The following is a 14,771-nucleotide window of genomic DNA, read 5'->3' as shown; positions in this document are numbered from 1 at the left end:
TTTTGTTTCCAACAATGAAATTAAATTATCTCGTTGATATTTCACAACACATTCATCGAATTCATCGTGTAGTCACGCCGACATTCTATTTTTACCGCATACTGATTAGCTCGACATTATATTTAAATTATCATTTGCATAATCATGCGAAACTATCAAACGCGTAGTTTGTTTTTCAAAAGAAACTATTAATGCTAATTAACAGCATTAATTCGAATACGCCTTTTCCCGGCATGCGTGGCAATCCCACCATTCGATTTTTCACCGCCGCACATTCATTTTCTGGCGCCTGCTGTTAATACCAATTCCGCGGCATTCACGTCCATTTCCCTGCAAGACAGGGCATGCGGCGGAAGGAATTGGTCTTGCAAAACGGCCGCGCATGCGTCGCGGCTATCGCACCGGTGCCCGGATCGCTTACTATCGCCCCATCGCGCCCTGCGCCACCGCCATCCCTTTGCCAGGAGTCCTCATTGATGCCCCACGCCCCTCGCCGCCTGCTGCTGGCCTGCGCCTGCGCCCTGCTCGCGGCCTGCAGCCCGTTCACCCCGCCGCCGCCCGCCTCGCTCCCGGCCGCGCCGGTAGCGACGCCAGCCATGCAGGCGCCGCCCTGGCAACAGCCGGGCGTGCGCATCTTGCACATCGCCCCGCAGGAATCCCTGCTGACCATCACCGTGCGCCGCGGCGGCGCGCTGGCGCGGCTCGGGCATGACCACGTGGTGGCCAGCCGCAGCCTGCAGGGCGTGGTGGCGCCCGCGCCGGGACGCGCGCAGTTTCGCTTCCGGCTCGACGAGATGAGTGTGGATGAAGCCGGCCTGCGCCAGGCGGCCGGCTTGACGACGACGCCGTCGGCCGACGCCATTGCCGGCACGCGCCACAACATGCTGGTGCGCGTGCTCGAGGCGGAACGCTATCCGTGGGTAAACATCGAGGCGCGCCGCACGGGCGACAAGGAAGTGCTCGAGGCGGACATCACCCTGCATGGCGTGACGCGCACGCTGCAGCTGCCGGTGCGGATTGAGGAATCGGCCGATGGCCGCCAACTGCAGGCCAGCGGCAGCCTGCTCTTGAAACAGAGCGACTTCGGCATCGTGCCCTTCGCCGTCCTGGGCGGCGCCATGGCCGTGCAGGATCAGATGGAACTGGCGTTTCGCATTACCGCCAGGCAAGAGTTCAACGCGCCAGGATCAGGCGCAAGCCCAGGCCGATGAAGATGGTGCCGGCCACGCGGTCGAGCCACAGGCCGGCGCGCGGGCGGCGGTTCAGCCAGTGTCCGACGGCGCCGGAAAAATAGCCGAGCAGGCCGAACAGCACGCAAGCCTGCGCCGTGAAGACGAGGCCCAGCTGCGCCGTCTGCCAGCTGGCATTGCCCTGGCCCGCGACGATGAACTGCGGCAGGAACGACAGGAAAAACAGCACGACTTTCGGATTGATACTGTTGGCAAACAAGCCCTTGCCGAACAGGCGCAGCAGCGATTCGTCCGGCAAGGCCGCCGCGCCATCGACTTTGGCGCCGCCGCGGCTGCGCAAGGCGCCGATGCCCAGCCACACCAGGTATAGCCCGCCGGCCACTTTCAGCGCGGTAAATGCCGTGGGCGAGGCGGCCAGCAGGGCCGATACGCCGATGGTCGCCAGCACGGTGTGCGTGAGGCAGCCAAGGGCGCAGCCCAGGCCGAACGCCATGCCCTGGCGGCGCCCGCGCGACATGCCCACGCCCAGCACCATCAGGTTGTCGGGGCCGGGACTGGCGGTAATGAGGACGGCGGCGGCCAGGAAGGCCAGGAACTGGTCGGGACTGAGCATGAATATCTCGCGGGCAAAGGCGCCATGATACCGGAGCGGGCGTCATGCCAACAGGACATGAAATTGCCCGTATGCCAGCAAGAGTCGATTAAAATGGGCACTCCACAGCAAACGGCGTTGCCGCCGCTTCCCGCGCGACCATCACCAAACCCATCGATGCCAGCCCACCCGCCCCTTTCCCGCCACCGCGCTTCCAGCTCCCGCGTCTGCGCCTGGCTATGCGGCTGGCCGCTCCTGTTCGGCCTGCTGATCGGCCTGCTGGGCCTGGCGGGTGGGGCGCAGGCGGCGCCCTTGCCCCTGAGCAAGCAAGGCATCCAGCACCTGGGCAACGGTGGACAACTGTTTCTCGCCGGAAATGACGCCGCGCCCGCCGATGCGGCCGCCCTGCCCGCCTGGCTGGCGCACCAGCGCCCGGCCAGCCAGGTGGACCTGTTCGGCGGCGCCTACTGGCTGCACGCGCAGGTGCGCAACGACAGCGGCGAAACGGCCTGGGTCATCGACCCGAACGACACCCTGATCGACCTGGTCGACGTGTACGTGTATGGCCCCGGACTGCAGGCGGCGCCGCAGACCTTGCTGACGGGCTACCAGCGTCCGCACGAGTATTTGTTGCACTACGGCAGGAACGTGCAACTGGCGCCCGGCGCCACGTATGACATCCTGATCCGCTTTTCCAGTCCCTATTACGCGCGCGCGCCGCTGTTCGGCGTGCAGACGCAGCAGGATTACCGCAAGCTGGTGGGCAAGGAAAACTTCCTGATGGTGGCGTCCATCGGCGCCCTGCTGGCGCTGGGCCTGTTCAATTTCTTCATCTTTTCCATCACCCTGGAAAAAGCCTCGGCCTATTACGCGCTGTACGTGCTGACCTATGGCCTGGCCTGGGCCATGACCTTCCACGTCTTTGCCGACCTGTTCGACTGGCGCCTGCTGCAGCTGCATTACGTGCCGTTTTTCCTGCTGCCCGTCTTCAGCACCCTGTTCTACACGCATTTCCTGCGCCTGCGCGATTACTCGCCCCTGCTGCACCGCATCAGCAAGGTCAACCTGGTACTGCCCCTGCTGCTGCTGCCCAGCTGCTTCTTCGCCCTGTCGTATGCGCACACGCTGGCCACCATCGTCATCAGCATCTGGATGCTGCTGGCGCTCGTCTGCGGCATCGTCGTCTGGTGCCGCGGTTACCAGCCGGCGCGCTTCTTCGTGCTGGCCTTCGTCGCCCTGATGCTGCCCGGCTTCCTGATCCTGCCGGCCAACCTGGGCCTGATGCCGGCCATGGTGGCCAACGCCCAGCTGGTGACCCTGCTCGGCGGCACGCTCGACGGCTTGCTGCTGGCCTTTGCCCTGGCCGACCAGATCCGCCTGCTGCGCAACAACCTGGAACAGCGGGTGCAGGAGCGCACCCTGGCGCTCACCCTCAGCAACGACGCCCTGCTGAAAGCCAAGGAGCACGCGGAAGTGGTCAGCCGCCACCGCATCGATTTTCTATCCGCCATGAGCCACGACATCCGCACGCCGCTGGCCGGCGTGATCGGCATGCTGAAATTCGCCCTGCGCGACCAGTCCGTCAAAGGCCGCACGCAGGAATACCTGCGCATCGGCTTGCACAATGGCGTGTCGCTGTTGACCATTCTCAATGACATCCTCGATTTCTCGAAGATCGACGCCGGCAAGCTGACCCTGGAAACCGTGGACTTCGACTTGCTGGCGCTGATCGGCGACGCTGCCGGCATCGTGCAGGGCCAGGCCGACGCCAAGAGCCTGCTGCTGCGCCGCGAACTGGCGCTGGACTTGCCGCGCTACGTGCGCGCCGACCCCACGCGCCTGCGGCAAATCCTCATCAACCTGCTGGGCAATGCGCTGAAATTCACGGCGAATGGCGAAGTGCTGCTGGAAGTGAGGCGCGCCCGCACGCCGCCGCGCCGCGACGGCCGCAGCGAGATCGAATTCATCATCAGCGACACGGGCCCCGGCATCGACGCGGACACCTTGCCGCGCCTGTTCCAGAAATTCGAGCAAGCCGACCACTCCACCACGCGGCGCTACGGCGGCACGGGCCTGGGCCTGGCCATCTGCAAGGAGCTGGTCGAACTGATGAACGGCACGATCGGCGTGGAAAGCCGCATCGGCATCGGCTCGCGCTTCCATTTCACCTTGCCGCTGACACCAGGCAGCGCGCCGGCGGCCGACGCGCGCCGGCCGCCACGCCACGCGCGCCACGCCTGCCGCCTGCGCATCCTGTGCGCCGAAGACGTGCGCACCAACCAGATCATCATCGGCACCCTGCTCGAAAGCATGGGGCATGAGGTCACCATCGTGGAAAACGGCGAGCAGGCGCTGCGCGCACTGGGTGCGGGCGCCTACGATTGCGTGCTGATGGATGGCCGCATGCCGCTGATGGATGGCGAACAGGCGGCGCGCCTGATCCGCGACGGCGGCAACGCCGAATTCCCCATTCCCGACGCGCAGATCCCCATCCTCGCGCTGACGGCCAACGCCAGCGAACATGACCGGCAACGCTATCTGGCCGCCGGCATGGACGACTTCCTCAGCAAGCCCGTCGACGAAGCGCTGCTGTTCGAGAAAATCGACGCCCTCATCGACCTGCTGCTGGCGCGCGGCCACGCGCTGCCGCCTGCCGCGCCCATCGAGGACGACAGCCTGGCGCGCCAGTTCGGCCTGGACGAGGCCAACACGGCGCAGGCGGAGACGCCGGCCGACCCCATGACGGCGCCCGTGCACATTTTGCCGCTGGCCGGCCTGTCGCCGCAGCATTTGCAGCGCATCGCGCAAGCGTTCCTGACGGAAGCGCCGCGGCGCCTGGACCTGGCTTGCCACGCCGTGCGCGATGGCAACGCCAGCGCCGCCGCCGCCGCCTTCCACGCCCTGAAGGGCAGCGCCGGCTACCTGAGCCGCCCCACCCTGCACGGCCTGTGCCACCAGATGGAAACCCTGGCCTCGAACGGCCAGCTCGATAACGTGGAACAGTTCCTGCCGCAGTTGCAGGAGGCGCTGAGCGTGGCGCGGCGCGACCTGGAAACTCAGCCCGCCGGCTGAGCCATCCAGCCGTGCGCTTGCAGCCACGCCAGCAACAGCCGTGGCCATGCGGCCGGCTCGCTGCCCGGCTTGCCCAGGCCCCAGCCATGGCCGCCGTGCTGGAACAAATGCACTTCGACGGGCACGCCCGCGCGGCGCAGGGCGGCCGCCATCAGCCGGCTGTTCTCGGGCGGCGCAATCGGGTCATCGAGCGCCTGCGCAATGAACATGGGCGGCGTGCGCGCATCGACGTGCAATTCCACCGACAGCGCGTCGCGCGCCGCCTGCGCGGGGCGACGTCCCAGCAACTGCTTTTTCGCATGCGTCGTGTCGAATGGCGCTTGCATGGTCAGCACGGGGTACAGCAGCACGGCAAAGTCGGGGCGCGCAGAGACGGCATCGACCGCATCGACGGGCGCGTAGCGGGCCGCGTCGGCCTGCACGGCCGTCATGCCGGTCAGGTGCGCGCCGGCAGAAAATCCCAGCATGCCGATGCGCGCCGGGTCGATGCCCCACTCGGCCGCGCGCGCACGGATCACGCGCATGGCGCGCTGGCCATCCTGGAACGGCGCGCTGACGCCTCCGCCCTCCTGCGGCAGGCGGTACACGAGTTCAAACGCCGTGATACCTTGCGCCTGCAGCCAGCGGGCGGTGGGGCCGCTCTCCTTGCCCGCCTCGATATGCGCATAGCCGCCGCCGCTGACCAGGAGCATGGCGATGCCGTTCGGCTGCGCCGGGCGGTGGGCGATCAGATACGGTTGTTCGACCTGCGTGATGGATCCCTTGGCGCTGTCGCGCTGCGGGCCCGGCGCCGCGCCACCGGGCGGCGCGCCGGGCCACAGCACGATCGCGCCGGGCGGCGCGGCGACCGCGTGCAGGTTGATACAGATCAGAAACAACAGCAGCAGGCGTTGCATGATTCGCTCGCGCAGGGAACAATGAAACGCCATCATAGCGAAATAACTAAAAATCCGTCTCGCCCTGGATCACGGCCGGATACCCCGTCATGGCGCGCGACGTCTGCATGCCCGCCATCACGGCCGCTTCCACGCAGCCCGCGTTGATGCCCGTCTTGATCCAGTCGCCCGTGAGGAACAAATTGGAAAAGCCTGACTGGTCGGCGGCCAGCCGGTACTGCGTGCTGTTCACCACCGACATCACATAGCGCTCGGACGGGTCGACGTTGGCGCGCCAGTACTGGCTGTCGAAACGGGCCGCGCCCGTGGCCGCCTTGGCGTCGACCAGCCATTGCCATGGAAACGCGCCCGGCCCGCCCGCCTCCGGCCACAGGGCGCCGATCTCGTGCTCCAGCTGGTGCAGCGCACCCTGCTTCGCCCTGGCCGCGCAGCGGGCCGGGAAATCCGTATCGGTGACGGGCGGATAGCTGTCGACGGGGAAGGCGCTGCAAAAGTACGAGACGTTTTTCGGCGCCAGTCCCGCCGGCCAATCCTCGTGCGCCAACAATTGATCCATCGGCGCCCACGTGTCGTACGGCTCCGTGAAGGCCGACAGCACGGGCTGCTGGCCCTTCGGTTGCGTGGTCCAGCCCATCTGACGCAAGTCCTTGTTGAGCCACACCTGGTAGGCTTGCGTGGCCACGGTTTTCACCTTGTCGGCCGCCAGTTGCAGGGCCGGGCTTTGCGCCAGCAGTTGCGGGCACAAGGCGGGCAGCGAGCCGATGGAAATGCCGAACACCACCTTGTCGAAATCGACGCCCTTCTTCAATACCGTGGCGGGCAGCGCGCGGCCGAACGCTTGCCGGTACTGCTGCGGCCAGTCGCTCCAGTACGATTCCAGGTTGACCTCTTTCTCCTGCAGCAGCGCCGCCTGCGCCGCTTCGATCTGCGCATAATCGGGCGCGCTGGGCCAGCACGCCAGGCCTTTCACGTCGACCAGCGGCGCATAGCCGGCGGCGGGGTCCTTCAATTGCACCTGCTCGGTGATGCGGATGCTGTCGATGTCGCCCGCGCCCGGCACCAGTTCTTCCACACGCTGGAAGAACTTGAATTCCACGCCCCTTTTTTTCAACACTTGGTACAGCGGCGTGAAGATCGTGTCGCCCATGCCGGCCTGCATCTTGAACATGATGCCGCCCTTGTAGGCCAGGCCGATGCGCGCCATCGCCCGCAACAGCGTCCCAGCCTCGATGTTCGGTTTCGCAAAATCGCCGCCCTCGTAGGCGAACACCAGGTCATAGAAGCCGCGCACGGGCGCCGAGTTGACGCTGAACTGCTCGTCGCCGCCATGCTTGCGCAGCCAGTCGCGCAAGTCGATATCGTTGATGACGTCGAAGCCGTTCTTGAACACGCCATCCTGGAACATGCCCTTCATGACCGTGATGCCCAGGTCCAGGCAAATGAACAGGCGGCGCAATTCATCGTCGCCATCGATCAGGGCCCGGTAGCGCAGGCGCAGCCAGGCACGGATGCCGTTCAGGGTGCTGGCCAGCAGCTGGTGGCGGGCCTGGTCATGGCGCGTGGAGTCCGGCGCCAGGTCGGCCACCAGTGCCGCCAGCGCGCCCACGGACAGGCCCACGTCCAGCCCCAGTTCATCGGCCTGCCCCACCACTTCATCGGCCAGGCGGCGCAGCCAGCCCGGCCACACGCCCTCGCCTTGCGATGCGCTGGCGCGCACGATGCGCGCATCGGCGTCCGCCACTTGCCGGATCTGGCGTATCCACTGCTCGATCCAGCCCACCATGGCGACGGCCATCTGCCACAGGGTGATGTCTTCGCCGCCCTCGCCCGGCTCGCCCGGCAAGGTGGGAAAGACGATGGACCAGTTGCGCCACTTGCCCTTGACGTCTTCCGACAGGGCCACGTAATCGTGCTGCTTGAAAGCGTCGCGCCAGGTGGCCAGCGGCGCGCCGGGCGGACGGTCCAGGCTTGCATACGCTTCCTTGATCATCTTGAAGGCGTTCGCGTAAAAGCCGAACCAGATGTGCAGGCCGTGTTCCTCGATGCGCTGGCCCGCTTGCGCATTGCGTCCGCTGGCGCCCTTGCCGCCCAGGCGCCAGCCCAGCTGGTACACGGTGATGGCGTGCCGGTTTTGCCAGCCCGGCTGGTTCGTCAGATAGTACGCCGTGGTCATGGCCGCCACGCCGCCGCCGAGGATGGCGATCTTTTCCGGCGCGATGCGGGAATTGTCGACCAGTTCCTCGCCCGGCATGGCCGTGAAGTCGAAATTCACCTGGAACGGCAAGATCGCCGCCTGCGGCCCCAGTTTCAGGCCCAGGGTCTGGTCCAGCGGGAAGCTGTCGAAGGCGTGCAGCGTGCATTCGTATTCGTAGCCAAGCAGGCGCGCACCGTGCAGGCGGTTGATCTCGGCCGGCGCGGCCACCAGGGCCTGATACACGGCTTTCACGCCCGCACTGTCGGGGAATTGCTTGAGGAAAATCTGGTCGATGCGGGGATTGCGCAGCAGCGACAAAACATCGGCCCAGCCGGCCTGATCCATGTCAAAGAAATCGGGGATGGACAGGAAAATCTGGAACGCCTGCTCGATGAGTTCCAGGAAACTGTTGATGGGCTTGTGCTGCCCCATCTGCACGGTGGCATTAACCTCCAGCAATGGATGCAGGGCCAGTTTTGTTTCCGGCGAAAAATGCTGGAAACCCTTGGCGGCCACGGAGCAGCGCAGCGGCTCGCTGCCGGCGGCGGGGATCTCGTAGTCGCACAGGTATTTCGGATAGCCGAACAGTTCGCGCCCGTTGATCAGGGCCATGGCGTCATCGACGAAGATATGGCACGGATACCAGTAGATATGCGCGAGCTTGCCGGCGGCGTCCATCTGGCCGACCATGATCCAGGTGACGATATCGACTTCCGTGATCCAGCCCTTGGCCTGGTCAACGGGGTTGGCGGAATCCGCATGGTTGACGCGCGTAAACGTCAGCATCACATACGGCGACAGGGCTTTCAGTGTCATCTTGCTGCCCGCCACCTGGTTCAGGGTGGTATTCACGGTCGCCTGCAGCTTCGCCAGGTCGCCCCGGACGAAATAACCGTACATTTCCGACTGTTTCAATTGCAGCGGCGAGTGCATCATCACCGAACCGCCCTGATAGATATACGAAGGTCTTGCCGAAGGTATCGCCGTCATTGCCCTGCCCCCCTTAAGTTTCATTCAAACAAGATTTCCACAGTGTATTTGAGAAATATCAATGAATGATATGAAATAAATTAAAGGATTTGCCAAGATGCATAGGCTCGGTCGGGAGGAGGCAGGACAGGCGGAAGGCAAGCGGCGGCCATCCGGTGTAGGATGGATCATCCGTGCAAAGCAGGCGAGCTGATCCAGAAATGATTACTACCGACTACGTATCCACTTATTCAGGCAACCGTTTTTATCCCTTGCGCCCGCATATCGACAAGGTCGCCATCGAAGACATCGCCCACGGCCTCGCTTACCAGTGCCGCTTCAATGGACAGACGCAAGTGTTCTACTCGGTCGCCCAGCACAGCCTGATCGTCGCCGAACTGGTGCCGCCCCCCTTGCGCCTGGCCGCCCTGATGCACGATGCGGCCGAATTATCCACCCATGCAGATTTGATACTAAGCATTCATTCTTTTGCTTGCTAAACATTCTTTCACTCGCTACCATTCCTCTAGGGAAGAACTGATTTACTCAATGGGCACGGCTCCCGGCGGTTCGCTAACCTATAGCAATAGCAGTCCCCTTTCACATGCCATCGACATACAAAGGTGCTTTTCCGCCCTTGAATACACCGCCAAAAAGAAGCTGACTCAGTGCGGCCTTGTCCTTGCCGAGTTTGACGACGTGACATGCGTAGCTGTTCACGTCGTTCGCTTTCGCCAACCTGGCGTCGGTTGGCCAGCAGTTGCTTTACGATCATTGAATTCCGTAGTCCGTCCTGATTGCAGAAACGCGTGAAGCATCCCCTCAAGTCGACCGAAAATGCACCTGTTCGACTCGTCGTGCTGCAGTTCAGCGCGCAAGACCTAGCCGAAAAGCGAATTGATCAGTATTTCCTTAATGTTATAATTTTTAATTTCATTGACGATAAGATGTGACGAAAGTGCGCAGAAACAAGGAATACAACACAGCCAGTCCTGTCGAGCATGGGTGACGCTGTATCGGTGTGATTCTCGGCACACTCACTCAACGGATTTTTAATCTGGGACACTGGCAGGCCGTTGAAAAAATCATTCGGTGATGGGAAATATAAAAAATCCAAGTTCCACATAAAATTTCAGAACAAAAACGAAATTCTTATCTATTTACACAGCAATCTTCGTGCATGAATAGTCAGCTTTTGAAGTTTTATGGAATGAAATTTCTTTTCTCAGTAAAATTAAATAGCAAGCCATTAAATTCGAGTAGGCAAACGAATTTAATGACAGCAATCCCCAAAAATACGACCGCGTTTAAAAATAGAATTTTCCAAGCTCAGATTTTTGAAGGTGCTGAATGAAGGCATCCCGTTTTACCTATAGCTAGATCATCGTCATCCTCAAGCCAGCCGAAGGAGGCTCTCCCGTTCCTGAATTGTGCCGCGAGCCCTCTCGATCAAAATAGTTGTCGCCTCCAGCAATTGGAGTTCTAATCAACCCTGGGGTGATGGATTTGACAATGACGAAATACACGAACGAGAAGAAAGAGTACGCTCTCAGCCAGATGAGCGCGCCGCATAACAAGCCCGCGCCCGAAGTGGCACAACTCACCGGCGCGCCGGAAGCCACGCTGTACCTGTGGCGCAAGCCCCCTCTGTCAAAATAGTTGTCGTCTCCAGCATTTGGAGTTCTAATCAGCCCTGGGGCGATGGATTTGACGATGACGAAATACACCAATGAGAAGAAAGAGCACCCGCTCAGCCAAATGAGCGCGCCGCATAACAAGCCTGTGGCAGCAGTGGCTCAGCTAACCGGAGTACCGGAGGCCACGCTGTACCTGTGGCGCAAGCAGGCACGCGAGCAAGGTCGCGCGGTGCCCGGCGATGGGCAAAATCCCGAGCAATGGAGTTCCGCCGACAAGTTTGCGGTGGTGCTGGAGGCGGCGCCTCTGAACGCGGCAGAATTGGCGGCGTACTGCCGTCGCAAGGGATTGCTGGTGGAACAGCTGGAACGCTGGCGCACTGAAGTCCACACGGCCTTGTCGCCTGGACAGAACCGAGCTGGCGCGACCGAACGCGCGACGGACAAAAAGCGCATCCGGGAACTGGAAAGGGATTTGCGCCGCAAGGAGAAGGCATTGGCCGAGACGGCGGCGCTGCTGGTGCTGTCCCGAAAGTACGAAGCGCTGTGGACCGACGGCGAGGACGCATGATTGCGTTGCCGCAGCGCCAGGAGTTGGTCGCCGATATTGAGCAAGCCTGCCAGGATGGCGGTACGCGTCAAGGCAGTTGGCGCCAACATGCCTCTCAATCCAGGCAGTACTTCGTCATAACACCCACAAAATAAATTACCTAGACAATATATTTCAGTCGATCGCCCTAGATCACACACTCCTAGTTGGGCGTTCTAGTATGCCCCCCGCTTCGTCATAATTGTAGTGGTCAACCCATCCCGGACACTACGTTAAGTTTTTCTTCGGCGACGGCCGGTGCCAGTCCCTGATTGAACTGATGTGGTCGTATCCAGTTATACCGGTGCATCAGGTAGTGGCTGATGTCCCGTTGTGCTTCCTGTGCCGTCATGTAACCAGTTGACGGCAGCCATTCAGTTTTGAAGCTGCGGAACAGCCGTTCCATCGGGGAGTTATCCCAACAATTTCCCCGACGGCTCATACTCTGTCGTATCCGATAGCGCCACAAGCGCTGACGGAATTTTCGACTGGCGTACTGGCTACCTTGATCCGAATGAAACAGCAGCCTCTGCGGTCGACCTCGCTGCTCGTAAGCCATTTCCAGCGCTTGCACAACAAGGTCGGCATCGGGTCGTAGCGAGAATGCCCAGCCCACCGCTCGGCGAGCAAATAAGTCCAACACCACAGCCAGGTAATACCATCGGCCTTGCGCCCAGACATAGGTGATGTCCCCGCACCAGACCTGATTTGGCGCCTCCACTGTGAATTCACGGTTGAGGTGGTTCGGAATATCGACCCGTTCCACCGTAGCCTGCTTATAGGCATGGCTGCCAGGCTGTTTGCAGACCAGCCCTAGCTCTTCCATCAAACGACTGACTTTGAAGCGGCCAATTGCCGTGCCTTCCTCGCGCATCATGCCCATGATGCTGCGGCTTCCCGCCAAACTGCGACTCTCGACGAACAGCTCGTGCACACGGCCACGCAATGCCATGCGCTCAACATCAATGTTCCGGGCGCGCTCCCGATGCGCATACAGGCATGACCGCGCTACGTCGAACACCGCGCAGATCAACTCGATTGATTCGTCACCACAAATCTGATCGATTACCTCGTACGTTCTATCCCTTCCGACATCAAGAGCGCGGTAGCCTTTTTTAAAATGGACTTCTCCCGCTCGAGACGCTCAATACGTGCTTCGAGTTCCTGTATTCGCTGCTGATCTGGCGTCATTGCCTTGCTCTGCGGCGTGATGCCTTGCCGCTCCAACTGCAGCTGCTGCACCCAGCGGCGCAGCACCGATTCGCCGATGCCGACCGACCGGCTTGCCTCCACGTGGCTGTATCCTTGATCCAGCACCAAGCATGCTGCCTGCTGTTTGAACTCAGGGGAAAACGTACGTCTTTGCTTGCTCATCAAACACCTCTCCATGGCGAGCATTCTCGCCTAAATCAGTGTCCGGGTACATTAAACCACTACAAACCACTGTCACGCCATTGCTACACCCGCACTTTCCATAAGGCCCTGCGTAAATCTGAATTCATCCTAATCTCCATAAAAAATCGGAGTATGGCGAGGCGTTAGGGGTATTCATAGATGGGACGGCTGAATGCTTACCCTGAAAAACGTTCTTTGCCAAATCAATCCCAGCATTAGTAATCTTCATAGTGGACGCTCCTTTCGTTTAAGGGGGGATACCCCCCTATTTGGGCACCTCGATGCCGTTTGAAAGAGGGCGTCCATTCCATTAGAACCCTTTTACCCAGGTAGGCCGGCCAGCGGAGGGTTTTTAGAGGTAACCTTAAAGACGCAGCTTGGCCGAGATCGCCTCGCCGAGTGCCTTGATATTCGGCTCATCCATGATTGTATAGTGTCCACCGCCTATCGAAGTTATGCTAACCCTGCCACCCATCACCTGCTTCCAGCCCAAATCGGGTTCGGACCGCATCTCATCCACCGCGCAAAACAAGGAGATGTTAATTGGTATCGGAACCAGTTTGTATGCATACAAAGCACGGGCAATCGATGCTCTGACAGCGAGATGACGCCGGAATGCCGCAAAATCAAGCTGTGGAGGGATGAGGTCTTCACGTCGGCACACGTCGAACATGAGTGCTAAGTCCCCGCATGACGCCAGTGCCTGCAATTGGGTAGCAACCCCTTTAGGAAGCTCGCAAAGGTTGGCTAGCCAAAAAGCAGCATCATCCACGTCCACATATCCTGTAGATAAAGATCCACCACCGTAATTGCTCGTCGTGTCGATCAAGCCAAGAAAATCGACTTCCTCCCCGTCATCCAGTAATTGTCGAGCAATTTCATAGGCAATTGTCCCGCCGGCCGACCAGCCGGCAAGGCGGTATGGTCCCTCGGGTTGGATGTGCCGGATTGCCTTCATTTGCATCGATGCCATCGTGGACACGCTGGACATAACCTCCTCGCCATCGAGGAACCCAATCGCGGCCAACCCATACACGGGCAGGTCGCCATGCAACGATTGAGCCAGTTTGATTGCATACGCGATTTCACCCTCGCCAGAATGCAACAGAAAGAGGGGAGGGGTATTTGCTGTGCTCCCCGAACGAATGCTGACCAAATTTTGGAAAGGTATAACCGTTGCCTGATTGGCTATAGCGCGAGCAAAAGACTCCGGATCGGGCGCAATAAAGAGAGACCTTAACGGCATCTCTACGTCCAGACGCCGCCGGACGGTAGACATCAGCTGGATCGCCAGCAGGGAGTGCCCACCCAACTGGAAAAAATTGTCAGTGATGCCGACCCGTGGTATGCGCAACACCTCCTGCCAGCTTTCGCACAGCGCACGCTCAACTGCCGTCCGTGCTTCAACATATTCCCGTTCCAGCGCTGCCTGATCATATTCCGGCAACGCCTTTTGGTCGATCTTTCCATTGAGAGTGAGTGGAAACTGGTCGAGAACCATGACAGCTTGCGGCACCATGTAATCTGGTAAATTGCACATTAGGTGCTGGCGCAGTTGCGCAGTTAATTGGTTGCGAACGTCCAAGGTTTGCTCCAATGCTGCTCCATTGCTCACCACGTAGGCTAGGAGGCGCTTTCCGCCCTCGGGCGCTTCACGCGCAATGACAACGGCATCCTTCACATCTTCATGCGTCCGCAATGCATTCTCGACCTCGCCCAATTCAATTCGGAAGCCACGAATCTTCACCTGATGATCGTTGCGCCCAAGGAACTCCACGTTGCCGCACACCAGCCAGCGTCCCAAGTCACCAGTCTTGTACAAGCGGCTACCCTGTTTCGATCGAAACGGATCTTGTAAAAACCGCTCAGCTGTCAAAGCCGGTAGGTTTAGATAACCGCGCGCCACACTGGCACCACCGATATAAATCTCTCCGATGACACCCGGTGGCACAGGCTGCAATCGCGTGTCGAGTACGTAAATTTGCGTGTCGCCGGTTGATCGTCCAATCGGAATATAGCGCAAGGAGCCCGACCCGTTTGAAGGCAGGTCGTGCAGGCGGAACGTTGTCGCAGTCACCGTTGCCTCGGTTGGCCCATAGGCGTTCATGAGCACGCAATCCGAATCCCATCGACCGGCAAGTTCCATCGACATTGCTTCGCCGCCTGCAATCAATAATCTCAGGTGGGGCAAGCTGTGTCGCTTTCCTAACGCTAATACGTTCAAGTAGCTCGGCGTGATA

At 60.7% G+C, this 14,771-nt stretch carries 9 protein-coding genes and 1 pseudogene; 5 read left to right on the top strand and 5 right to left on the bottom strand.

What is annotated here, in order from left to right:
* Window positions 1-476: 476 nt before the first annotated feature.
* Entirely contained in the window at window positions 477-1,211 is a 735-nt protein-coding gene (locus tag O0879_RS00050) for a YceI family protein (RefSeq protein ID WP_289914152.1), read from the top strand.
* On the opposite strand, the gene O0879_RS00045 is transcribed toward O0879_RS00050, so the two are convergent.
* Window positions 1,174-1,803, bottom strand: coding sequence for a LysE family translocator (locus O0879_RS00045; RefSeq protein WP_251348108.1), 630 nt, complete (start codon window positions 1,801-1,803; stop codon window positions 1,174-1,176). The two genes, O0879_RS00050 and O0879_RS00045, sit on opposite strands and share 38 nt — an antisense overlap.
* Window positions 1,804-1,959: 156 nt before the next feature.
* Here O0879_RS00045 and O0879_RS00040 point away from each other — a divergent pair, with 156 nt between their 5' ends.
* Window positions 1,960-4,854, top strand: coding sequence for a hybrid sensor histidine kinase/response regulator (locus O0879_RS00040; protein ID WP_289914151.1), 2,895 nt, complete (start codon window positions 1,960-1,962; stop codon window positions 4,852-4,854).
* On the opposite strand, the pseudogene O0879_RS00035 reads toward O0879_RS00040, so the two are convergent.
* Together O0879_RS00035 and O0879_RS00030 are read right to left on the bottom strand one after the other, a co-directional pair.
* Window positions 4,839-5,618: pseudogene (locus tag O0879_RS00035) on the bottom strand (alpha/beta hydrolase); the annotation flags it as partial. The gene O0879_RS00040 and the pseudogene O0879_RS00035 sit on opposite strands and share 16 nt — an antisense overlap.
* Before the next feature lie 178 nt (window positions 5,619-5,796).
* On the bottom strand, window positions 5,797-8,934 hold the full coding sequence (locus O0879_RS00030) for an NAD(P)-binding protein (protein ID WP_289914149.1): 3,138 nt from the start codon (window positions 8,932-8,934) through the stop codon (window positions 5,797-5,799).
* 200 nt (window positions 8,935-9,134) lie between these two features.
* On the opposite strand from O0879_RS00030, the gene O0879_RS00025 reads away from it, so the two are divergent.
* The 3 genes from O0879_RS00025 to O0879_RS00015 all read left to right on the top strand — a co-directional run bounded on the left by O0879_RS00025 (window position 9,135) and on the right by O0879_RS00015 (window position 11,118).
* Window positions 9,135-9,413, top strand: a complete 279-nt coding sequence (locus O0879_RS00025; RefSeq protein WP_289914148.1) for a hypothetical protein — start codon at window positions 9,135-9,137, stop codon at window positions 9,411-9,413.
* 1,012 nt (window positions 9,414-10,425) lie between these two features.
* On the top strand, window positions 10,426-10,572 hold the full coding sequence (locus O0879_RS00020) for a hypothetical protein (protein WP_289914147.1): 147 nt from the start codon (window positions 10,426-10,428) through the stop codon (window positions 10,570-10,572).
* Window positions 10,573-10,626: 54 nt separating this feature from the next.
* Window positions 10,627-11,118 carry a transposase gene (locus O0879_RS00015; RefSeq protein WP_289914146.1) on the top strand — a complete coding sequence of 164 codons (492 nt, stop codon included), beginning with the start codon at window positions 10,627-10,629 and terminating at the stop codon, window positions 11,116-11,118.
* Between the two features lie 229 nt (window positions 11,119-11,347).
* On the opposite strand, the gene O0879_RS00010 is transcribed toward O0879_RS00015, so the two are convergent.
* Together O0879_RS00010 and O0879_RS00005 are read right to left on the bottom strand one after the other, a co-directional pair.
* Window positions 11,348-12,510, bottom strand: a protein-coding gene (locus O0879_RS00010) for an IS3 family transposase (RefSeq protein ID WP_289916118.1) whose coding sequence is annotated in 2 segments (ribosomal slippage) — window positions 11,348-12,255 and window positions 12,255-12,510 — 1,164 coding nt in all. Because the reading frame shifts where the segments join, the coding sequence is not laid out codon by codon here.
* 385 nt (window positions 12,511-12,895) lie between these two features.
* On the bottom strand, window positions 12,896-14,771 hold a 1,876-nt coding region (locus O0879_RS00005; protein ID WP_289914145.1), incomplete at its 5' end, for a non-ribosomal peptide synthetase.

The sequence above is a fragment of the Janthinobacterium sp. SUN120 genome, assembly GCF_030397735.1.
Lineage (GTDB): Bacteria > Pseudomonadota > Gammaproteobacteria > Burkholderiales > Burkholderiaceae_D > Janthinobacterium > Janthinobacterium kumbetense.
The sequence above is the reverse complement of the archived record's forward strand: the minus strand, read 5'-3'. Positions and strand labels throughout refer to the sequence as shown.

Coding starts and splice junctions, on each gene's coding strand:
- O0879_RS00045 (WP_251348108.1), bottom strand. CDS start 1,803: ATGCTCAGTCCCGACCAGTTCCTGGCCTTCCTGGCCGCCGCCGTCCTC.
- O0879_RS00015 (WP_289914146.1), top strand. CDS start 10,627: ATGACGAAATACACCAATGAGAAGAAAGAGCACCCGCTCAGCCAAATG.
- O0879_RS00025 (WP_289914148.1), top strand. CDS start 9,135: ATGATTACTACCGACTACGTATCCACTTATTCAGGCAACCGTTTTTAT.
- O0879_RS00040 (WP_289914151.1), top strand. CDS start 1,960: ATGCCAGCCCACCCGCCCCTTTCCCGCCACCGCGCTTCCAGCTCCCGC.
- O0879_RS00020 (WP_289914147.1), top strand. CDS start 10,426: ATGACGAAATACACGAACGAGAAGAAAGAGTACGCTCTCAGCCAGATG.
- O0879_RS00050 (WP_289914152.1), top strand. CDS start 477: ATGCCCCACGCCCCTCGCCGCCTGCTGCTGGCCTGCGCCTGCGCCCTG.
- O0879_RS00030 (WP_289914149.1), bottom strand. CDS start 8,934: ATGACGGCGATACCTTCGGCAAGACCTTCGTATATCTATCAGGGCGGT.